The sequence below is a fragment of the Methylorubrum rhodesianum genome, assembly GCF_014199985.1.
Taxonomy (GTDB): Bacteria; Pseudomonadota; Alphaproteobacteria; order Rhizobiales; family Beijerinckiaceae; genus Methylobacterium; species Methylobacterium rhodesianum.
The window spans coordinates 135,440-156,466 of the sequence record NZ_JACHOS010000014.1; the positions used below are offsets into that span (position 1 = coordinate 135,440).

At 66.9% G+C, this 21,027-nt stretch carries 24 protein-coding genes; 18 read left to right on the forward strand and 6 right to left on the reverse strand.

Translation table 11 applies throughout. From position 1 onward, the window contains the following. Window positions 1–196: 196 nt before the first annotated feature. The 4 genes from HNR01_RS20105 to HNR01_RS20120 all read left to right on the forward strand — a co-directional run bounded on the left by HNR01_RS20105 (window position 197) and on the right by HNR01_RS20120 (window position 3,230). Complete coding sequence (locus HNR01_RS20105) at window positions 197–436, forward strand: hypothetical protein (protein ID WP_153875658.1); 240 nt, start codon at window positions 197–199, stop codon at window positions 434–436. 212 nt (window positions 437–648) lie between these two features. Then, entirely contained in the window at window positions 649–939 is a 291-nt protein-coding gene (locus tag HNR01_RS20110; RefSeq protein WP_153875671.1) for a hypothetical protein, read from the forward strand. 66 nt (window positions 940–1,005) lie between these two features. Then, entirely contained in the window at window positions 1,006–1,152 is a 147-nt protein-coding gene (locus HNR01_RS20115; protein WP_153875657.1) for a hypothetical protein, read from the forward strand. A gap of 938 nt (window positions 1,153–2,090) precedes the next feature. Beyond that, window positions 2,091–3,230 (forward strand): HPP family protein, encoded by a 1,140-nt coding sequence (locus HNR01_RS20120; RefSeq protein ID WP_153875656.1) that lies wholly within the window; start codon window positions 2,091–2,093, stop codon window positions 3,228–3,230. Window positions 3,231–3,657: 427 nt separating this feature from the next. Here HNR01_RS20120 and HNR01_RS20125 read toward each other — a convergent pair whose 3' ends face one another. Further along, on the reverse strand, window positions 3,658–3,849 hold the full coding sequence (locus tag HNR01_RS20125; protein ID WP_017484516.1) for a hypothetical protein: 192 nt from the start codon (window positions 3,847–3,849) through the stop codon (window positions 3,658–3,660). 275 nt (window positions 3,850–4,124) lie between these two features. Here HNR01_RS20125 and HNR01_RS20130 point away from each other — a divergent pair, with 275 nt between their 5' ends. Beyond that, complete coding sequence (locus HNR01_RS20130) at window positions 4,125–4,337, forward strand: hypothetical protein (protein WP_017484515.1); 213 nt, start codon at window positions 4,125–4,127, stop codon at window positions 4,335–4,337. Between the two features lie 44 nt (window positions 4,338–4,381). Here HNR01_RS20130 and HNR01_RS20135 read toward each other — a convergent pair whose 3' ends face one another. From HNR01_RS20135 to mntR, 3 genes are all read right to left on the reverse strand, one after another. Beyond that, window positions 4,382–4,585, reverse strand: a complete 204-nt coding sequence (locus HNR01_RS20135; protein ID WP_017484514.1) for a hypothetical protein — start codon at window positions 4,583–4,585, stop codon at window positions 4,382–4,384. Window positions 4,586–4,726: 141 nt separating this feature from the next. Then, entirely contained in the window at window positions 4,727–5,035 is a 309-nt protein-coding gene (locus HNR01_RS20140; RefSeq protein WP_153875655.1) for a hypothetical protein, read from the reverse strand. A gap of 43 nt (window positions 5,036–5,078) precedes the next feature. After that, a complete protein-coding gene (mntR, locus tag HNR01_RS20145) occupies window positions 5,079–5,546 on the reverse strand; it encodes a manganese-binding transcriptional regulator MntR (protein ID WP_153875670.1) in 468 nt (155 codons plus the stop codon). A 383-nt stretch (window positions 5,547–5,929) separates the two neighbouring features. Here mntR and HNR01_RS20150 point away from each other — a divergent pair, with 383 nt between their 5' ends. Then, the gene (locus HNR01_RS20150) at window positions 5,930–7,264 is read left to right on the forward strand and encodes an Nramp family divalent metal transporter (protein ID WP_153875654.1); all 1,335 of its coding nucleotides are present in this window, start codon (window positions 5,930–5,932) and stop codon (window positions 7,262–7,264) included. Between the two features lie 10 nt (window positions 7,265–7,274). Here HNR01_RS20150 and HNR01_RS20155 read toward each other — a convergent pair whose 3' ends face one another. Then, on the reverse strand, window positions 7,275–8,165 hold the full coding sequence (locus tag HNR01_RS20155; RefSeq protein WP_153875669.1) for a LysR family transcriptional regulator: 891 nt from the start codon (window positions 8,163–8,165) through the stop codon (window positions 7,275–7,277). Window positions 8,166–8,340: 175 nt separating this feature from the next. Between HNR01_RS20155 and HNR01_RS20160 the strand changes: the two genes are divergently transcribed. The 9 genes from HNR01_RS20160 (at window position 8,341) to HNR01_RS20200 (ending at window position 15,426) form a co-directional block, all read left to right on the forward strand. Beyond that, window positions 8,341–9,666 (forward strand): SLC13 family permease, encoded by a 1,326-nt coding sequence (locus tag HNR01_RS20160; protein ID WP_183669354.1) that lies wholly within the window; start codon window positions 8,341–8,343, stop codon window positions 9,664–9,666. Between the two features lie 140 nt (window positions 9,667–9,806). Continuing rightward, complete coding sequence (gene sdhC / locus HNR01_RS20165) at window positions 9,807–10,208, forward strand: succinate dehydrogenase, cytochrome b556 subunit (protein WP_183669355.1); 402 nt, start codon at window positions 9,807–9,809, stop codon at window positions 10,206–10,208. 11 nt (window positions 10,209–10,219) lie between these two features. Next, on the forward strand, window positions 10,220–10,639 hold the full coding sequence (sdhD, locus tag HNR01_RS20170; protein WP_017484506.1) for a succinate dehydrogenase, hydrophobic membrane anchor protein: 420 nt from the start codon (window positions 10,220–10,222) through the stop codon (window positions 10,637–10,639). A 31-nt stretch (window positions 10,640–10,670) separates the two neighbouring features. After that, a complete protein-coding gene (gene sdhA / locus HNR01_RS20175; RefSeq protein ID WP_183669356.1) occupies window positions 10,671–12,488 on the forward strand; it encodes a succinate dehydrogenase flavoprotein subunit in 1,818 nt (605 codons plus the stop codon). Window positions 12,489–12,537: 49 nt separating this feature from the next. Further along, the gene (locus HNR01_RS20180) at window positions 12,538–12,783 is read left to right on the forward strand and encodes a DUF433 domain-containing protein (protein WP_017484504.1); all 246 of its coding nucleotides are present in this window, start codon (window positions 12,538–12,540) and stop codon (window positions 12,781–12,783) included. Further along, a complete protein-coding gene (locus tag HNR01_RS20185; RefSeq protein WP_210313443.1) occupies window positions 12,738–13,145 on the forward strand; it encodes a DUF5615 family PIN-like protein in 408 nt (135 codons plus the stop codon). The genes HNR01_RS20180 and HNR01_RS20185 overlap by 46 nt, the downstream gene beginning before the upstream one ends. Window positions 13,146–13,148: 3 nt before the next feature. After that, complete coding sequence (locus HNR01_RS20190; protein WP_246417572.1) at window positions 13,149–13,739, forward strand: hypothetical protein; 591 nt, start codon at window positions 13,149–13,151, stop codon at window positions 13,737–13,739. Between the two features lie 55 nt (window positions 13,740–13,794). After that, entirely contained in the window at window positions 13,795–14,619 is an 825-nt protein-coding gene (locus HNR01_RS20195) for a succinate dehydrogenase iron-sulfur subunit (protein WP_017484501.1), read from the forward strand. Between the two features lie 249 nt (window positions 14,620–14,868). Beyond that, window positions 14,869–15,426, forward strand: coding sequence for an AprI/Inh family metalloprotease inhibitor (locus HNR01_RS20200; protein WP_017484500.1), 558 nt, complete (start codon window positions 14,869–14,871; stop codon window positions 15,424–15,426). A gap of 9 nt (window positions 15,427–15,435) precedes the next feature. Here HNR01_RS20200 and HNR01_RS20205 read toward each other — a convergent pair whose 3' ends face one another. Then, window positions 15,436–17,214, reverse strand: coding sequence for an outer membrane beta-barrel protein (locus tag HNR01_RS20205; protein ID WP_183669358.1), 1,779 nt, complete (start codon window positions 17,212–17,214; stop codon window positions 15,436–15,438). A gap of 258 nt (window positions 17,215–17,472) precedes the next feature. Here HNR01_RS20205 and HNR01_RS20210 point away from each other — a divergent pair, with 258 nt between their 5' ends. The 3 genes from HNR01_RS20210 (at window position 17,473) to HNR01_RS28170 (ending at window position 20,864) form a co-directional block, all read left to right on the forward strand. Beyond that, a complete protein-coding gene (locus tag HNR01_RS20210; RefSeq protein ID WP_183669359.1) occupies window positions 17,473–18,492 on the forward strand; it encodes a KpsF/GutQ family sugar-phosphate isomerase in 1,020 nt (339 codons plus the stop codon). 822 nt (window positions 18,493–19,314) lie between these two features. Next, window positions 19,315–20,469 (forward strand): DUF262 domain-containing protein, encoded by a 1,155-nt coding sequence (locus HNR01_RS20215; protein ID WP_183669361.1) that lies wholly within the window; start codon window positions 19,315–19,317, stop codon window positions 20,467–20,469. Between the two features lie 218 nt (window positions 20,470–20,687). Beyond that, window positions 20,688–20,864 (forward strand): HNH endonuclease, encoded by a 177-nt coding sequence (locus HNR01_RS28170; RefSeq protein WP_183669363.1) that lies wholly within the window; start codon window positions 20,688–20,690, stop codon window positions 20,862–20,864. The last annotated feature ends 163 nt before the right edge of the window (window positions 20,865–21,027 follow it).

Here is a 21,027-nt window from a genome sequence, read left to right on the forward strand (position 1 = left end):
CAGCGACCCGTACAGGTTCGGGGCTCCCAGACTCCCCGAAAGGATGGGAGGCGACAGTGTTCGCCGGTCGGAGCACAGCTCTTTGCTGATTGCTTCCACGGCTCGAAGATTGAACGGAAGCAGTATTCTGCGGTTTACGGCCTACACGCCGGCCGTCTCGCCTCTGGCTCGGCGGCGAGGGGTGGGAGCGACTCCCATGCCGGACAAAGCCAAGCGCGCCGAACTCGCTCAAAAGGCTCTCGACTCCTACCTGCACGAGCACTCCGGCATCCGACGCTGGTGCCATCCGCGGATATCGGACACCGTTGGAGAATGTGACATCATCGACCTCGTCACGGACCTGATGCTCTTGGCCGAAGCGAAAGGTCACGATCCTTGCGGCGTGATCCGGAAGGTCGAAGCACACCTGCAAGCCGAGTCCGGATTGAGCTGCTGAGATCGCTCTCCAGACTCATTGCGGTGACGATCGCGATTGGGGCGCGGCTCCGCTGCCTACCGGGTCTTCCTGGCGATGGGCCCTGCAGCCTCGCGGCCCGAGCGCGTGCCGTCCTCTCCCCGCGGTGCTTGGCGCAGCACGCTTGGCGGCCTGAACGAAGCTGACCGCCCCGCGTTGCTCCTGTTCAACGACGAACAGGGATGGAAACGATCATGCAATCGAAAACACTGGCGCTTGCCGCCGCGCTGACGCTTGCCCTCTCGGGGGCCACTCTGGCCCAGACGCCTTCCGGCGGAGGGAGCGCCGAAGGAAACATGAACAACCCGGGCAGCGTGAAGAGTAACTCCGAGAAGGCCATGGAGCGCTCGACGGGCACAACCACCGGCACAACGACAGGGACTGGCATGGCTCCCGCGGCTCCCGGCGCTGCCACTGGCGGCAGCATGGGCACCGGCACGGGTGCCGGCTCGACCGGGGCTGGCGGCGCGGCCGGCGGTCGCTGATCGCTCCACTGCCGACTGAAGTTGTTTCAGACCGTTTGCCTGAGGCGGCGGCGCAAGGAGGAAGGCATGACGAAGATCATCACGGCAGCACTCGCTCTCACCCTGATAGCTGGTTCTGCGATGGCTCAGCAGAACGGCGGAAATGCCGGGAATCCGAGCAACGCCGGCGGCGGCAACACAAGCTCTGCGGGTGGCGGCGGATCCGGCCGCTAAAACAGCCGGACCAAGAAAACCCCGCAGCGGGCCACCCGCTCGGGGTACACCTTTCCCATCGTGAGGAGCAGAAGGGCCTGCAGAAGCCTCACATCCGATTTCCCGTCCGGCTCAGGCAACTTCCTCCGCAACATGGAAAAAGCCCAAGACTATGGGCAATGCTTGCCGGGAGAGGCGGAGGCGGATCCTGACCATGACCCGGTCGCTGGGCTGGATGCCTTCACGAGACTGATGAAAGCTCGCGAGCGGCCTCTCTCGGACCAGCAGGCTCTGCCCGACGCCGATGCCGGTCGGCTGAATGAGATTCCCCTTCGGCATGCCGATCTTCGAGCCGCTGGCGCTTGGCAGGATCGATCGCAGTTTTCAGGTATCGAGCCGCCGGACGCATGACCAGAGAAGCGAAACTTTCCCCGGAGTCATCCTTCGGCGTGGACACGGAACGATCTCCGCCCCATTGAACTGCGACAGCGCAGCAACGCGATAAGCTGAAATTTGCGAACCGCTGAGCAGAAGGAAGATCAGCGGCAACAATCCAAGCATATCCATCGCTGCGCAAGACCAATGCAGAATAGCAGCATCATCAAACCAAGCCACGCACCAGCTGCGCCGAGGCACCGAGTGATGCCGTAGCGTGTCGCCGCATCATAAAACAAACCAGACAGCAACAGCAGCAAAGCGGCAGCTACGATCCCGCTGCGGGCAGATAGAACGCCAACGGCGCGAGGTGCGCTGCGGCGGCGATGCCCTGCTGCTTCATAGCCCGAGGCCAAGGAACGAGTTGCCTCTGGGACGAGCAGAGTGCCTATGCGCATCGCAAATCCGCCCATGGACCACCAGCGTGTATCTGGTATACCAGATGCCCAAGGCGGCGAATGACGCATTTGCCTACGAAAGTGGCCACTGCGCCAAAGGTTGGAGCAGGCGAGGGACGCGTTAGGATGCCCAATACGGCTAGCTCGGAACAGCGATCTGAGAAGACGACCGGATTCCGGTTGTTCAGGCCGATTCTGGCAGGCGCAACCTTACGGGAGCGCTTGATCGCCTGCTTGGGGGCGCTCGCGGGCATCACGCTCACCGGGCTGATATGCGGATGGTTCTTCGGGGAAGGCCCGCACATCCCGCTGATTGTCGCTCCAATGGGCGCTTCGGCTGTGCTGATATTCGCCGTGCCCGCCAGCCCGCTTGCTCAGCCTTGGTCGGTCATAGGTGGCAACACCATATCCGCGTTCATGGGCGTGCTTGCCGCCCATCTGATACCAGATCCGGTGATTGCGATCGGCGTCGGCGTATCGCTCGCGATCGCCGCGATGTCGCTGACCCGCTGTCTCCATCCCCCTGGTGGCGCAGCCGCTTTGACGGCGTTGATCGGCGGCCCGGCCGTGACGTCTGCAGGGTTCCTGTTTCCCCTTTTCCCAGTCTGCTTGAATTCGGTCATTCTGGTCGCACTCGGGGTCGCATTCCACAAAATATCGAAACGCAACTATCCGCACGTGGCGACCGCAGCGCCCGTCAACACGCACAAGACGGCAGATCTGCCCGCACCGCTGCGCGTCGGCATCAAGCCGGAAGATGTCGATGCGGCGCTGGTTGCGCTCAATGAGACGCTCGATATTGATCGCGCGGATCTCGATCGGCTGCTTCGACAAGTCGAGCTGCACGCGATCGTACGATCCCACGGCGACCTCGCTTGTGCCGAGGTCATGTCGCGCGATGTTGTCACTGTCCGGCTGGACAGCAGCGCCCAGCGCGCGAAGGAGCTTCTGATCGCGCACAACATCCGAACGCTGCCCGTCGTGGACGAGGCTGGCCGGCTCGCAGGGACGCTCGGTCTGCGCGAAATGACGCTGCACGGCGAGGTGAAAATCGCGCAGGTAATGCGCGAAGCTAGAACGGCCAAGCCGGATGAGCCGGTTATTTCACTGGTTGAGGCCCTGACGGACGGGCACACGCATGCGGTCGTGATCGTCGACGACGACAGGAACATCCTGGGGATCATCACCCAGACCGACCTGCTTGCGACCTTGATGCGCCTGCTCTCAGTGAAGGCGTTCGCGGCTCCCGAGCTTGTATCGTCGTAGGCCGGAACCTGCACCGCCCGGCGTGCATGTGTCGACCTGCTGATCGCTCAGCAGACGTGCCGCGGAGGGCGCGATCGTTCGCCGGATCGAGGATGCCGATCTGATCCTCGCACGGGATGTTGGCCCGGTTGTTGCGATACCCTCGCTTACTGGCACCGCCACGTCAGCGAGATTGAGCAGATGCATAGTGATCCGCTTCTCCTTCACCTCCTTCATGCCGCTCTGATGGCTGCGAGCATGATGCTGACGTGGCAGGTCTATCGCCTTCGCAAGCATTGATCGGCACGACCCTATTCGGACGTCCTGGCTGCGCCGGGCGGTGGCGGCGCCGCGCGGAAGCCGCCGAACGCGCCTCGGCCGGCGGTCGGTCGGACGAGCGCGTCGCAGGATCGAGACGGCGCCCGCCTCACAGGCCGGTGCCGGGCGATCAGCGTTTGGCCCTCCGATCCTCCGGCATCTCCGGCTTGGGATCCTTTGAAGGGTCGGGATTGTCCTCGGGTTTGACCGTGGCGCCCGGTGTGCCCTTGCCGGGATGCCCCGTCTGCTCGTCGATGTTGCCGAGCGCACCGCCCGCCTGCGTCCTGCCGGCCTCCGTGCCAGGCTTCTCCGGCTTCCTCATGTCGTTCTCCCGTGCGCGAAGCGAAAGCGCCCCGAGCCTTTAGAACGCGTGGAGAACCCACAAGGAGCCGCTCGATTAGCAATATGATGCAGAATTGATGGTTCCGAAGTGGTCGCGAACCGCACTGCCGGAAAAGGGGCCAGAGACATGCGCCCTTGCTGAGCGAGCCCCCAGCACCCGCGTCAACCGCATGGCTGCAGCGCCTCAGACTCCGGCAACCCCTCGCGATTGGCGGCCAGCTGCCTTATGCTGGGCGCCCGCAACAGGAGAACGCCATGCACTATACCGTTCATTGGACCGCGCCATCCGGCCCCTCAAGGGAGCCGCACGCGCTCGGAGCGAGGGCCGCCGAGCGGGCCATGACCTTCGCGAGCATGGGCGCCTCGGACGTGTATGTGGAGACCACCGACGGACGGGTGTTCCGGGCACCGGCGCAGATGGCGGCCCTGGTTCAGTACGCCCAGACCGCCGACGCCGACCAGGTCTGATCCGGCCGGATCGGGCCGTCCGGCCCGTCCGCGGGGCGGAGGGATCAGGAGCCGACGAGCTCCCACTCGAACACGAGTTGGCGCAGCCGCGCCTGAGCGGCGCGGCGAGCCTCGTCGAAGGACCCGTAGCTCTGCGGGCCGTAGCGCCGGGGCGCTCCCTTCTCGACGATGGAGCAGACGAAGCGGCCGGGGCGCCGCCAGCACGGCCGCACATCGATGGAGTAGGGGTGGTCGGTCCGGTCAGCCATCCGGACATCGTGCCATGCCCCTCGGCCCCGACCAAGGTGCGGCAGCATCGTGAACGGCTCACATTTGCTTGCGGCCGGCTGCCTGCCCTTGACGTTTGGGATGAGTCCTCGGGATGCGCCCTCGCGGCGGAGCGGCGGGCTTCAGCCCTCGTCCTCGGTCTGGGAGGGGCGCAGGGAGCGCTCGACCGTCTCCAGAACCGTCTTGGCGAGCGCCGCGTCCGGATCGTCGCGGAACAGCACGTCGCGCAGCATGGCGAGGTAGCCTTCGAGGCGCTCGTCGTAATGGTCGGAATCGATCGAGCGCAGCACGCTGGCCAGGAAGCCCACCGCCATCTGGTGAGCCACCTGCTTGGCGCCGAGCTCGGCGAGGCCCTCGGCGAGGTTCGTCACCGCCGCATCGTGGCGCGCACTGACGGCGGCGAGCGCGGCGAGTTGCTGGGTCTGGTCCATCGGGGTCGGGTCCTCGGAACGCGCCTGCGGTCAGGATCGCCGCTTACGATTTCGCGTCGGCGAAGCGGCGGAACGCCTCGAGCGTCTCGGCGCTCACATGGTGCTCGATGCCCTCCGCGTCCCGCCGCGCCGTCTCGGCACTGACGCCCACGGCGCGCAGAAAGCGCTCGACAATGCGGTGACGCTCCCGCGACTGCTCGGCCAGAGCCTGCCCGGCCGCGGTGAGAAACACGCCGCGATAGGGCCGTTGCTGCACGAGGCCGTCCTCGGCGAGACGCTTGAGCATCTTGGCGACCGTCGGCTGAGCCACGCCGAGGCGGGCGGCGATGTCGACCTGCCGCGCCTCGCCGCCGTCGCCGATCAGGTCGGCGATCAGCTCGACGTAATCCTCCACGAGTTCGAGACGGCGCGCCTCGCGGGCCTGCCGGAAACTCTCGACATGGACCTGCGCATCGACGAGCGGCGCATCCGTGCCCGCACGGTGCACTTTCGGTGCCGGCTTCTGCCCCATTTCTCGCGATGCATCCTGCATGAGGCGGCGGGCTCCTCCGTTCCCGGGCGCGACCCGGCCGGCCCGCGCACACATGATCAACATGGTTCACGAAACGCGCGCCGCACGGGCCACGCTCCGGCGCGGGCGGCCGATCCGCCGGGTGTCACGGTTCGTTCGTGCCGACCTGTTTAACCGATGTGCACCGCGATCGGGAGCCCGGTCGCGGATCCTCTTGCTCCCAGCCTCGGCACAGCTTTATAGCTAAAGCTATATGGCCGTATCGTCCCGACCGGCGCGAGGGGGCGGAAGCTCCTCGCGCGCCGCACCGCCCGTCGGCCCTCCGGCCGGAGCGACGGACCGGAGGGTGGGAAACGAGCGCCTCGACACGAATGGAAGCGGTGATGGATCAGGTTCGGCCGGCACCGCCCGGACAGACCTTCGCGGAGCCGAGCCTCGGCGCGCTCAACGGCAGCGTGCCGGTGCGGGCGGGCGGCTCCTGGCTGTGGCGGCTCTTCGCCTTCCTCGGGCCGGGCTACATGGTCTCGGTCGGCTACATGGACCCCGGCAACTGGGCCACCGACATCGCCGGCGGCGCCCAGTTCGGCTACACGCTGCTCTCCGTCATCCTGCTCTCGAACCTGATGGCCATCGTGCTGCAGGCGCTGGCGGCGCGGCTCGGCATCGCCACCGGCCTCGATCTCGCCCAGGCCTGCCGCGAGCGGACCTCGCGGCCCGTCTCCATCGCCCTGTGGCTGATCTGCGAGGCGGCGATCATCGCCTGCGACCTCGCCGAGGTGATCGGCACCGCGATCGCCCTCAAGCTGCTGTTCGGCATCCCGCTGACCCTCGGCGCGATCATCACCGCGCTCGACGTCTTCGTGGTGCTGCTGCTCCTGCGACGGGGTTTCCGGGCGCTCGAGGCCTTCGTGATCGGGCTTCTGACAATCATCTTCGTCTGTTTCGCCATCCAGATCGCGATGGCCGCGCCGCCGGTCCAGGCGGTGCTCGGCGGCTTCGTGCCCTCGAGAGAGATCGTGACCAACCCGGCCGCGCTCTACATCGCCATCGGCATCATCGGCGCGACCGTGATGCCGCACAACCTCTACCTGCACTCCTCGATCGTGCAGACGCGGGCCTATCCCCGGACCGATGAGGGCCGGCGCGAGGCCCTGCGCTTCGCCGTCGCCGACTCGACCATCGCGCTGATGCTCGCCCTGTTCGTCAACGCCGCGATCCTGATCCTGGCGGCGGCGGTGTTCCACGCGGGCGGGCGCACCGAGGTGGAGGAGATCGAGCAGGCCTACGAGTTGCTCTCGCCGCTGCTCGGCGTCGGCGTCGCCTCGACCCTGTTCGCCGTGGCGCTGCTGGCCTCCGGCCTCAACTCCACGGTGACCGCGACGCTCGCCGGCCAGATCGTGATGGAGGGCTTCCTGCGGCTGCGCCTGCCGCCCTTCGCCCGGCGGCTGGTGACGCGGGGCATCGCCATCGTTCCCGTGGTGGTCGTCACCGCGCTCTACGGCGAGCAGGGCACCGCCCGGCTCCTCGTGCTGAGCCAGGTCGTGCTGTCGATGCAGTTGCCCTTCGCGGTGATCCCGCTGGTGCGCTTCGTCTCGGACCGGGGGCTGATGGGCGCCTTCGTGATTCCCGGCTGGCTGAAAGCTCTATCCTGGACCATCGCCGGCATCATCGTGGTGCTGAACGTGAAGCTGTTGGTCGATACGCTTACAGGGGCGTGACGGCCGCGCCTCATGCCTCGGCGGCGCGGAGGTGCATCACGAAGTCCTGCGCGAAGGGCGGGAGCCCAGCGAGATCGCGCAGGCAGAGCTTGAGGTCGCGCGCGGCCCAGGGATCTTCGAGCGGAACGAGGGCGATCCCCATTGTCCGCCATGCCCGCCGCGCGGTGGTCTCCGGTACGATGCCAAGGCCGACGCCGCATTCCACGAGACGGCAGACCGCGTCGAAGCTGCGCAGCTGCACCCGCAACCGCATCGGCCGGCCGATGCGGGAGGCCTTGCCGGCGAGGAAACGCGTGAGCGCGCTCGGCCGGTCCAGTCCGACGAGGTCGTGCTCCAGCACCTCGGCGAAGCCGACGCTCTTGCGTCGAGCGAGCGCATGGCCCGTCGCGACCACGACGACAAAGCGGTCGTGGCGGAACGGGAAGGTCTGGAGCGTGCCGGTGTCGACGGTGCCCGCGACAATGCCGAGATCGGCCGCCCCGTCGGCCACCATCCCGACGATCTCGTCGGAGGTGCGCTCCTCGATATCGACGCTGACGCCGGTGTGGAGCGCCAGATAGGCGGAGAGCGCCTCGGGCAGGAATTCGGTGAGCGCGTTCGTGTTCGAAAGAACCCGGATCTGGCCCACGGCGCCGCCGGCGAACACGGAAAGATCGCCCTGCAGCCGCTCGATCTGGCCGAGGATCTCGCGGGCATGGGCCAGCAGGGCGCGGCCGGCGGGCGTCGGCGTCACCCCCTGGCGCCCGCGCAAGAGCAGTGCGGCGCCGAGGGAGTCCTCCATCGCCCGAACCCGCGCAGAGGCGGCGGCCAGGGCGAGGTTCGCCCGCTCCGCCCCGTGGGTGATCGAGCCCGCCTCCACCACGTGCCGGAACAGGTTCAGGTCGACGAGATCGAAGCGCATCATCGGTTGGCTTTCGGCCGCTCGGCCACCCCGGCATTCGCGCCGGTTGGAGGCAGTGGCAGCAGGATCTCCTATCACGACAGCGTGATGCCGGCATCAGCCTTCGCGCGTGGCGAAGGCACCCACCACGAAAGCCGAATTGCGAACGGTTCCAATTCGCAGTTGAACCGCGCCCATGGGAGCCGCAGCGGCCAGCATTTTCGCAGGACAGGGCACGGTCGTCGCGGCGGGCGGCCTGCTCGTGCTGTGCATGGGACTCTGGGCGACCGGCCTCGTCGCCGAGATCGTCACCGCGCTGATGTTCTTCGCGCTGGCCATGCTGCTCAAGCTCGCCCCGGCGCAGACGGTGTTTTCGGGTTTCGCCTCCTCCGCCTTCTGGCTGGTGACGAGCGGCATGGTGGTGGGTCTCGCCATGAACCGCACGGGGCTGGGGGACCGGCTCGCCCGGATGCTGGCGGCGCGGCTGCCCGCCTCCTATCCCGGCTTCATCGCCGGACTCGTCGCCTTCTCCTTCGCGCTCGCCTTCGTGATGCCGTCCAATCTCGGGCGCATCGCCCTGATGGTGCCGGTGGTGATCGCGCTGTGCGACGCCTTCGGGCTCGAGCCGGAGCGCCCGGGCCGGACGGGGGCGCTGCTCGCCTTCGGCATCGCCACGCCGATGCTCTCGGCGGCGATCCTGCCCGCCAACGTGCCCAACCTCGTCATGGCCGGCACCGCCGAGACGCTGTTTGGAATCCACCTCAACTACCTGCCCTATCTGTTTCTGCACGCACCCGTTCTCGGCCTCGTGAAGGGCGCGCTGCTGGTGGCCTGCACGATGCTGATCTTCCCCGATCGCCTCGACGGAACCCGGCCGGACCTCGCCCCGCTACCGCCGCCCTCGGGTGCGGAGCGGCGCCTGTCGGTGATCCTCGCGGTGATGCTGGCCCTTTGGCTGAGCGACGGCTGGCACGGTATCCCCCCCGCCTGGATCGGCCTCGCGGCCGCGGTGATCTGCCTGCTGCCGGGCATCGGCGTCCTGTCGTCGGCGAGTTTCGCTGAGATCCCGCTGCGGACCTGCTTCTACGTCGCCGCCCTGTTCGGGCTGACGGCAGTGGTCAACGAGACCGGACTCGGGGCCGATCTCGGCCACGCGCTCCTCACGGTCGCGCCGCTCGAGCCGGGTGCGCCCGCCAAGAACTTCGCGACCCTGACCGGCCTGTCGATCGGCTTCCTGTTCACCACCACCGCCAACGGCGCGCCCGCTCTCTACACGGCGCTGGCGGACGAGTTCGCGCGGGCGAGCGGCTTCGACCTGATGAGCGTCCTGATGGTCCAGGTGGTCGGCTACTCGACGCTGTTCCTGCCCTACCAAGCGCCCCCCATCATCATGACGATGGATCTCGGCCGCCTGTCGCTGGCCGACGCCACCCGGCTCACCCTCGCCACGGGCGTCGCATCGCTCCTTGTCGCGACCCCTCTTGCCTATCTCTGGTTTCGGCTGATCGGGCGGCTCGCGTGAGGAAAGCCCATGAGACAGATCCGCGCGATCGTCAGCTTGACCAATGCTGCGCTGCAGCATCGGCATTGCCGGCCGGAGGCGGGCGCCCTAACCCTTCCCTGGAATTTATCCAGTCTTCGACGCGAGGATCGTGAGCCGCGATGAACCCTACCGTCAGACCCACGGTCGCCCAGCCGCTCTCGCCCCATCTCCAGATCTACCGCTGGACATGGACCATGGCGATGTCGGTGTTCCACCGCATCACCGGCACGGCGCTCTACGGCGGCACCTTCCTCGTCGTGGTGTGGCTCGTGGCGCTCGCCTCCGGCCCGCGCGCCTACGACACGGTGGCGTGGTTCTTCGGCTCGCTGATCGGGCGCGCCATCCTGTTCGCCTACACCTGGGTGCTGATGCACCACATGCTCGGCGGCATCCGCCACTTCATCTGGGATGCCGGCTACGGCTTCGACCGTGACCGCCGCCTCGGGCTCGCTCGCGCCACGCTGATCGGCTCCATCACCCTGACCGTCGTGATCTGGGCGATCGCCCTGCTCGTGCGCTGAGAGGCTCGCCCATGTCCCAGGTCGACAACCGCCAGAACACCGCGCTCTCGATGCGCACGCCGCGCGCCCGGGTGAAGGGGCTGGGCGCCTCCGGCCACGGCGCCGGCCATTTCTGGCTGCAGCGCCTGACCGGCGCGTCGAACGCGCTCCTGATGCTCGCCTTCGTCGTCATCATCGCCCTGATGGCCGGGCGGACCTATCCGCAGGCGGTCGCGCTGGTGTCGCACCCGCTCGTTTCGATCATCCTGATCCTCGCCGTGGTCTCGGTGACGATCCACATGCGTCTGGGGATGCAGACGGTCATCGAGGACTACGTGCACAGCCACGGCCTCAAGTTCGCGGCGCTCATCGCCAACACCTTCTACGCGGTCGCGGTGGCCGCCGCCTGCCTCTACGCGATCATCCGCGTGAGCCTGGGCGGCCTCGCCTGATCGCCGCACGGAAACCGAGGATTCACCGCTCATGGCTTCCAACGGAACGAACGGCGGCGCCCCCGCCTACGCCATCATCGACCACACCTTCGACGTGGTGATCGTCGGCGCCGGCGGCGCGGGCCTGCGCGCCACGGTCGGCTGCTCCCAGGCGGGCCTGCGCACGGCCTGCATCACCAAAGTGTTCCCGACCCGCTCGCACACCGTGGCGGCCCAGGGCGGCATTTCCGCCTCGCTCGGCAATATGGGCCCGGACGACTGGCGCTGGCACATGTACGACACCGTGAAGGGGTCCGACTGGCTCGGCGACCAGGACGCGATCGAGTACCTCGTGCGCAACGCGCCCGCCGCCGTGTACGAGTTGGAGCACTGGGGCGTCCCGTTCTCGCGAACCGAGGAAGGGAAGATCTACCAGCGGCCCTTCGGCGGCATGACCACCGATTACGGCAAGGGCACCGCGCAGCGCACCTGCGCCGCGGCCGACCGCACGGGGCATGCCATGCTCCACACCCTCTACGGGCAGGCGGTGAAGAACAAGACCCAGTTCTTCATCGAGTACTTCGCTCTCGACCTCATCATGGACGAGGAGGGCCGCTGCCGCGGCGTCATCGCCATCGATCAGGCCACCGGGGAGATCCACCGCTTCCGCGCCCAGCAGACGATCCTCGCCACCGGCGGCTACGGCCGCGCCTACTTCTCCGCGACCTCGGCCCATACCTGCACCGGCGACGGCAACGCCATGGTGCTGCGCGCCGGCCTGCCGCTGCAGGACATGGAATTCGTGCAGTTCCACCCGACCGGCATCTACGGCGCCGGCTGCCTCATCACCGAGGGCGCCCGCGGCGAGGGCGGCTACCTGACGAACTCCGAGGGCGAGCGCTTCATGGAGCGCTACGCGCCCTCCGCCAAGGACCTCGCCTCGCGCGACGTGGTCTCGCGCTCGATGACCATGGAGATCCGCGACGGCCGCGGCGTGGGCAAGGATAAGGACCACATCTTCCTGCACCTCGACCACCTCGACCCGAAGATCCTGCACGAGCGCCTACCCGGCATCTCGGAGAGCGCGAAGATCTTCGCGGGCGTGGACGTGACCAAGGAGCCGATCCCGGTCCTGCCCACCGTCCACTACAACATGGGCGGCATCCCGACGAACTTCCACGGCGAGGTTCTGACCCTCAAGAACGGCGATCCCGACACGGTGGTGCCGGGCCTGATGGCGCTCGGCGAGGCGGCCTGCGTCTCGGTCCACGGCGCCAACCGCCTCGGCTCGAACTCGCTGATCGACCTCGTGGTGTTCGGCCGCGCCGCCGGCCTGCGCTGCGCCGACATCGTCGAACCGAACGCCCGCCAGCCGGAGCTGCCGAAGGACTCCGCCGACAAGGCGCTCTCGCGCCTCGACCGCTTCCGCTACGCCGACGGCTCCACTCCGACCGCGCAGCTTCGCGACCGGATGCAGCGGACGATGCAGAACAACTGCGCCGTCTTCCGCACCGGCGAGGTGCTGGAGGAGGGCAAGGGTCTGATCCACGAGGTCTGGCGCGGCGTCTCCGACATCGCGGTCACCGACCGTTCGCTGGTGTGGAACACCGACCTGCTCGAGACGCTCGAGTTCGACAACCTGATCGGTCAGGCGGTCGTGACCATGGAATCGGCGGTCAATCGCAAGGAGAGCCGCGGGGCGCATGCCCGCGAGGACTTCCCCGACCGCGACGACAAGGAGTGGATGAAGCACACCCTGGCGTGGCTCGACCAGTCCAAGCACGGCGTCGAGATCGATTACCGGCCGGTCCACACCTACACGATGTCGAACGACATCCAGTACATCGAACCGAAGGCGCGGGTGTATTGATCCAGGCCGGGCAACGGAAAGGTCCGCGGCCATCCGGAGTAACGATCCCATGACACGGAGCTTCAAGGGGTTTCCACGGATCACGGTCAATCCCGCGGTGATGGGCGGCAAGCCCTGCATCCGCGGGATGCGCGTGACCGTCGGCATGATCCTCGGCAATCTCGGTGGAGGAGCGAGCATCGAGGAATTGCTTCAGGGATATCCCTACCTCGAACGGGAGGATGTTCTCGAAGCGATGCGATACGGCGCATGGCTCGCCCAATCGCGCGAACTCGAACTCGAATCCGCCGCGTGAGGATCGTGATCGACATGAACCTTTCGGCGGATTGGGTAACCTATCTGCTGGGATTGGGTCACGATGCCGTCCACTGGTCGAGCGTCGGTCCACAGGACGCGCCCGACGAGGACATCGCCGAGTGGGCCCGCGCCGAGGATCGCACGATCCTGACCAACGACCTCGATTTCGGAACGCTGCTCGTGAGTACCGGAGCCTCGAAGCCGAGCGTCGTCCAACTTCGGACGGACATCACCCTGTCCAGCCATGTCGGGCCGCTCGTCGCGCAGGCCATCGCCCGCATGGAGGACGAACTTGCCGACGGCGCACTCTTGACGGTCGAGACGGGCCGCTTGCGGCTTCGTTCGCTCGCGGACGATTAGACGATGATCCGATCCCTTCATCCGGCCGGCCGGGCGGACTCCCGGCACACTGCCCCGACCCACCTCGCCCTCGCCGCTCTCGCCACGCTGCTGCTCGCCCTCCCGGCAGCGGCGCGGGGACCGGACTTCGACTTCCCCGCGGAGGTCGCCGGCTTCGCACGCGGCCCGCGCACGGATTACGAGGCCCGCGCGCCGGGCCTCGGCTACTCCGTCGTCTACACCAACGGCCGCTGGAAGGCGGACATCTACGTCTACGACGGCGGCGTCGCGAACATCCCTGACGGGCCATCCTCGCCGCCGGTCACCGGGCAACTCGCGCAGGCCGCCACCGACATCGGAACGGCGGTGGCGCAGGGCGTCTACCGCGGCAGCGAGGATCATGGCGCGGTGCAGGTGCCCGGCTCTGCCGGAGCCCGGCTCGCCTGCCGCGGCTTCACCATCGATCACCCGGCCCTTGGCCCCACCGAGAGCCTGCTGTGCCTCACCGGCCTGCGCGGGAGGTTCGTGAAGTTCCGCCTCTCCGGTCCGGCCGCGAAGCAGCCTCCGAAGGCGGAGGCCGAACGGTTCATGACCGGCTGGCTCGGCCGGCAATAGGATTTTCCAGAAGCTCGGAGCGCGCCGCAGGCCGCCGCACCCAAAGGCACAGGACATGGCCCAGTTCAACCTTCCCAAGAACTCCCAGGTCACCGAAGGCAAGACCTGGCCGGCGCCGGACGGCGCCAAGAACATCCAGACCTTCCGCATCTATCGCTGGAATCCCGATGACGGGAAGAACCCGCGCATCGACACCTACCGGGTCGACCGCGACGATTGCGGCCCGATGGTCCTCGATGCGCTGCTCTGGATCAAGAACAAGGTCGATCCGACGCTCGTCTTCCGCCGCTCCTGCCGCGAGGGCATCTGCGGCTCCTGCGCCATGAACATCGAGGGCCAGAACGCGCTCGCCTGCACCATGGGCATCGACGAGTGCAAGACCCCGGACAACGCCCTGCCGTTCCTGACCCGCAAGGACAAGGACGGCGCGGTGCGGATCTATCCCCTGCCGCACATGCCGGTGCTCAAGGATCTCGTGCCGGACCTGACCAATTTCTATGCACAGCACGCGGCGATCGAGCCCTGGCTCCAAACCGAGACGCCCGCGCCCGAGAAGGAGTGGAAGCAGACGCCCGAGGACCGCGCCCGGCTCGACGGTCTCTACGAGTGCATTCTCTGCGCCTGCTGCACCACGAGCTGCCCGAGCTACTGGTGGAACGGCGACAAGTTCCTCGGGCCGGCGGCCCTGCTCCAGGCCTATCGCTGGCTGATCGACTCGCGCGACGAGAACACCGGCGAGCGCCTCGACGGGCTGCACGACCCGTTCCGGCTCTACCGCTGCCACACGATCATGAACTGCGCCAACACCTGCCCGAAGAACCTCAATCCGGCCAAGGCCATCGCCGAAATCAAGAAGATGATGGTTGAGCGCGAGGTCTGATCTTTTCCAAGCACACCGCCCTTCGCGAGAGCCGCGTCCCGATCCGGGCGCGGCTCTTTGCGTTTCCAAGCTCCGTCGAAGAGGCCGGCACCGCAACGCCGGCCCGAGTGCGGCAGCACCGCCACACCCCCTCGAAAACCGGTCCGAGCGCGGCTTTTCCCGGGCGCACCGCGCAGCTTGCCTTGCCGCAAGCGCATTTGCCCGCGAGGCCAAGCGCGACCGTAGCGTGTTTGGGGTGAGGGGTCTTTGATGACGCGTGGGTTCCTGTCGAAAGCCGCCTGTCTCGCGCTGGCCGCGAGCGTCGGCGCCTGCGCCTCGAACCGCTTCGAGGGCCCCCGCGAGCGTCCGCGTCCGCAGGCGGCGCTCGATCCCGCCACCCCCGCCCTGCCTGCCGGCACGGTGACGAGCGAGCCCCTGGCGCCTCCGCCGGGCGCCTCCGCCGCACCGGGCGAGCCGCCGCCCCCGAGCGTTGCCGCCGCGCCGTCTCCGGCGATCGAGCCTCCGCCCGCGCCGCCGCCGGTGGTGGCGACCGGCCGTTCCTCGGTGGTGGGCTCGTGGAACGCCACCGACGCGGCGGGAAGCTGCAAGGTCTCCCTGTCGAGCACGCCCTCGCTCGACCTCTACAAGGCCACGACCGCGGGCTGCGGAAACAAGGATCTCGCCAAGGTCTCGGCCTGGGATTTTCGTGACGGCGAGGTTTATCTCTACCAGCCGGGCGGCACCGTCGCCGCGCGCCTGCGGCAGGCCGGCGGCAGCCTCGAGGGCGCGCTCTCGAAATCCGGCGCGCCGCTCGCGCTCGCCCGCTGAGGCGGTGGCCTAGGGGTTCACCCGCACCCCGAGCAGCACCGTGTGCGCCTCGTAGGTCGAGAGCGGGATGGTGCTGTTCAGCGTCGAGTAGATGTAGCTGCCGCGAAGGGCCAGCCAGCGATTGAAGCGGTAGTCGAACCGGGCGGTGGCGGAATAGCCCCGCTCGCGGATGCGCACGCCGTCGTAGTTGGTGGCCAGGTAGGCACCGCCCAGGGTGATCGAGAGGTTGCGCAGAAGGTCGTGCTGCACTTCGAGCGTGGCGGCGTCGGTGAAGGCGCCGCTGGAGCCCGGCACCGCGGTCTCGATCACCCCGGTCTGCTGGTTGAACCGCACCGTGGTGAGCGGCGAGACCGACCAGACGAGCGCGGCGTTGATCAGCGGCGCATCGATGTCCGGCAGCGTGCGGTCGACGTAGGAGCGGTGCTGCAGGCCGCCCGAAATCTCCGCCGTCAGCGTGCTGTTGAGCGCCACCGCGGCGCCGGCGGTGAAGGCGATGCCGTCGGAATCGCGGCGCAGGCCGAACTGATCCACCGGCGTGTCGTAGACCCGGGTGTCGAGGAAGGTCTCGACGAAGGGCGTGATCGCGGGCGAGATCTCGTAGCCGGCGCGCAGGCGCATTCCGTACTGGTTGGCGTCGCGGTCGCTCTGGATGATCGTGGTGCCGTTGCCGAGCTGCGCGTCCTCGAAGACCGAGCGGTCGATCGAGCCGCGCAGCGAGAGCTGCAGCCGGTTGAAGGTCTCCTGAACGCCCGCCGTCGCGCCGTAGGTGGCAAATAGCGGCCGGGTCGTCGCCCCGCCCGCGCCGAGATCCGGACTGCCGAGGCGCTGGCTGTCGAGCAGGAAGCGGGTCTCAAGATCGACGCGGGTGTCGCGGTCGACGTCGATGCGCATCCGCGCGGTGCCCACCGCGTTCGGGCGGCTCGCCTCCGGGTTCTGCGGATATTCGAGGTAGCTGCCGCGCATCTCGGCGGTGAGCTCAGAGGCCGACCACTCGCTGCGCAGGGCCAGCTCCGCCTCGCTGCGGAGCGCGAGGGAGGAGCGCGGGCGGGTCGAGCCGATCTGATCCGGGTTCGAGTCGTAGCCGATGCTCTGGGTGAAGGCCGGCAGCAGCGTGAAGGTGCCGAGCCGGATGCCGAGCGGCGCGTAGGCGGTGTCGGGCGGGATCGGCCGGCGCAGCGCCGTGCCGAGCAGGAGCCCGGCGGCGTTCGGCAGGCCGAACCCGAGGATCGGCGCCGGCAGCGGCACGCCGGAGACGGGCGTCTGGATCACGGGGGTGAGGCGCAGATCCGTGACGGTCTGCTGCGTGCGCATCTGCGTGATCTGCCGGGTCGCCGAGCCGAGCCGGCGCGGGGGCGCGGCGCGCAGGCGCAGCAGCGAGGGCCGGGCCGGGGTGCCCTGCGCGGCGGCGGAGCCGGGCAGGCTCGGCGCGGTGCGGAAGCGCGGCAGGCGCGCCACCGTCGGCTCCTCCTCGCCCGAGGCGGCGGGCGCCGGGTCGCCGCCGAGCGGGGCGGCGGTGGAGAAGGCGCCGGAGCCGCGCAGCGCGGTCGGGGCGTCGAAGACGGGGCGGCGGGCGCGGCCGGCGGTGGCCGGTTCGGTGACCCGCGAAGGGGAGGCGGAGGCCGGGCCCGGCGCGCGCGCCGGGGCCGGTTCGGAGGGCGTGGGGTCGGGCATCTCCTGCGCCAGGGCAGGGGGGGCGATAAGGGGCACGAGCAGCCCGGGCAGCAGCGCCAGAGCGAGGGCCCGACGGCGGCCCCCTCGCTTGTCCCCGATCGGCCGCTCGCGTGACACCGGCAGCACTCTTTCCCTGGTCTGGGCCCTGATGCGGCCGGCGGTCCGTCGAGGGGGCAGCGTCCGGATCCGGGCGGCCTCCCATGGTTAAGAGCGTTGCACCGGGCATGGTTAACGCCCCGTTGCGGCGCGGACCGCCGTCCTGTCCCGGGCCGGGCAGCCGCCTTGCGGCCACAGTCGCGGGCGAAGAGGGCGAAGCACACCGAGAGCGGGACACGGGCGCCGTGCGCGGCCCCGGACGACAGGACACGCAGCTTCATGGCCCTGGCACAGCGGATCGAGGATCAGGACGCGGCGGAGACGGCGCGGGCGCCCGCCATCGCCTCGGCGCTGCGCACCATCGAGACCGAGCGCGAGGGCCTGGCCTGCCTGATGGCGGCGATCGACAACGGCCTCGGCGAGCCCTTCGCGCGGGCCGTGGAGCGGATCGGCGCCGCCCGCGGCCGGGTGATCTGCACCGGCATGGGCAAGTCCGGCCACGTCGCCCGCAAGATCGCGGCGACCTTCGCCTCCACCGGCACCCCCGCCCTCTACGTCCACCCGGCCGAGGCGAGCCACGGCGATCTCGGCATGATCCAGCCCGAGGACGTGGTGCTGGCGCTCTCGTGGTCGGGCGAGACCACGGAACTGGCCGACATCATCGGCTACACAAGGCGCTACCGCGTCGGCCTCGTGGCGATCACGGCCAACGCCGCCTCGACGCTGGGGCGCGAGGCCGATACCTGCCTCGCCCTGCCGAAGGCGAAGGAGGCCTGCCCCAACGGGCTCGCCCCCACCACCTCGACGGCGATGCAGCTCGCGCTCGGCGACGCGCTCGCCGTGGCGCTGCTGGAGGCCCGCGGCTTCTCCGCCCGCGACTTCTCCGTGTTCCATCCCGGCGGCCGCCTCGGCGCCTCCCTGCGGCAGGTGCGCGAGGTCATGCATGGCGGGGAGAACCTGCCGGTGGTGGCGCTCGGCACCGCGATGCGGGCGGCGGTGGCCGAGATCGACGCCAAGGGGTTCGGGTCCGTCCTCGTGGTCGATGCGGCCGGGGCGCTGGCCGGCATCCTCACCGACGGCGACGTGCGCCGCGCCATCTTCTCCCGTGAGGGCCTGGACCGGATGCCGGTGGAGGCGGTGATGACCCGCAACCCCCGCACGATCACCCCCGAGACCCTGCTCGCCAAGGCGCTGCAGATCCAGGAGGCGATGAAGATCACCGCCCTGGTGGTGGTGGAGGACGGCCGCCCCGTCGGTCTCGTCCACTACCACGACCTGCTGCGCACCGGCGTCGCCTAGGCGCCCGTTCCGCGGCGCCCGGTCTCGACCGCCGCCCTTACCTCCTCGCTTCGGCCGACGCCTCGCCCTGACGGGGCGGGAGCCCCGCCCGTCGCCTCGGCCCGTCGCCCCCGCCGGTCGAACGGCCCCGTCGCAACACGGATCCCCCCGCGGCCCTGAGAGCGGGCCCGGAGGACGGCTGGCCGATCGGCCGGCTGGGGACGCGCACCGCACTTCACAAACCCCGAGGGGGACGCGGGACGCCGCGAGACCTCCGGATGCTTGTTTGAAACTTTGCCGGTCTCCCGGCGTCCCGCGGAGGGGACGCGTCCCCATCACGAGACGCCGCCCATCCGTTTTCGCGTCACGGTCGCTCCACCGGCATCGACCCCGGACCCGCGGGCCTGGTGCTCTCCGGTGTGCCGCCCCGTGAGGGGCGGACGCCTCGGCCAGGACCGGCTTCGACGGTCTCGTCCGCACCGGGCCTCGTATTGGGCCCGGCTCCGGTTGTTCCTGGGCGCCGATCCGGGCGCGGCCTGGGCCTCGTCCCGCCTCGGCGTTGCGTCGCGCACAGCGCCCGGGGCGATGGCGACCGGGCCACCGACGCGGGAACCGCCCCACCTCCCCACGAGCCTCGCCGGCCGGTCACCGGAAAAGCTCCCCCGGTTGGTCTGGGAGGCGGGCAACCAAGATTGTAGGACTTTTTTCTGATTTATCAATGGATAAATGAAAACATACCTGCACTAGCGGAGACATTCAGATGGGGAGACCTGCTTGATGGCGCCTTTTGCGAGCGAAACTTTCTGAGGCATGATGATGAGAACGTAGGGAGCAACAGCACAAATGCCGCAACGCGTCACTCTGGATGCAATGATTCCTCGCGAGGATTTTGCACGTGAAAGCAATCAAGTCGCAGTGAATTTGTTCAGCGACTTTCCAATATCACACCTTGATCAAAATTCTCCGTATATAAAATTGATTAGGAAGCCAGATTTCCAAAGAGAAACAAACCATTGGACCCCTGAACAGCTTGCAACATTTATAGCAAGTTTCGTTGATGCAGAAGTTATTCCATCGTTAATATTATGGCACTCCCCCACATACATATTCGTAATTGATGGCGGACATCGTATTAGCGCACTAAGAGCTTGGGTAAACGACGATTATGGTGATGGCCCAATATCTTTTTCGTTCTACAATGGCGAGATCCCAAATGAGCAAAAGAAAATTGCATCAAGAGCTCGAAGTCTGATCGAACAAAGAGTAGGCCGTTTTTCAAAGCTGCGCGATATGGCGGCGGCATCCGCCGCCCCAGAGCCAATTCGGAGGCGAGCAACAGTTTTGCTGACGCGCGCGCTGGCGCTGCAGTGGATCCAAGGAAACGCTGCAGCCGCAGAAACATCTTTTTTCAAAATCAATTCTCAAGGAACGCCACTGGATGAAACAGAAGAAATGCTCATCAAAAATCGACGAAAGCCTATCGCTATAGGCGCCAGAGCCATATTAAGATCAGGCTCCGGCCATAAGTACTGGTCTTCATTCTCCGAAGAAAATCGTGGTAAGATTGAGGATGTATCAAAAAATTTCTACAACTATGTGTTCAAGCCCGAAGCAGAGAAACCTGTCAGAACACTCGATGTTCCTATAGGCGGCTCCGTCGCGCCAATCGACGCATTATCTCTACTTATTGACTTCATAACAATTGCGGGAACAAGAGCCCTTCATCCAAAACCAATTAGCGGCTACGACGACGACTTGACAGGCGAGGCAACTGTCGAGGTTCTTCACAACTCCCTCAAAATAATCGAACGAATAACAGGAAATTCACCCGCTAGCCTGGGCCTACATCCCGCCGTATACTTTTACAACGAACGCGGAAGATACAGCAGATTTCTTTTCCTAGGAATGATATCCCTGATTGTGGAAAAAATCAGGAACAATGATCATGTTTTTTTCGCGATTTCGCGAAAGCGAGAGGTCCTCTCGAGGAATTTCTAATCGAAAACAAATCTCTTGTAACGAATATTCTGCAAAACCTTAGTAAAAAGCAGCGCATCCCCAAAATAAAATCGTCGTTTGACTATCTTATCGATCAGTTTAGCCAATCTTATCAGGTCAGTCCAGAGAGCGCCATCACTCATATAGGACTTAGCGTTAGGATTTTTGACGTCAAAGTCGGGCAATCCAGCCCGACCATCACAGACGAAACAAAATCGATGCTTTTCATTCGAGATGCGCTTTCCAAAGCAATCAAATGCCCTCTATGCAGCGGATTGATTGATCCACTCAAATCAATGTCATATGACCACATTCAACGCGTCAAAGATGGCGGCGGAGGAGATCTTGAAAACGTACAGATGGTACACCACTACTGTAATTCCATAAAAAACTAAAAGTAGGCAAACTCCAACAGCTACAAGATACGTTACACAGGAAGCTAGAGCCGCGCCCGAGCGAGTTGGGCCGGCTCGGGAGTTGGGACGTTGAGGGGTAAAGGAGGATGCCGATGCCTTCGCCCTTGTCCGTCGATCTACGCCAGCGTGTCGTCTCTGCCGT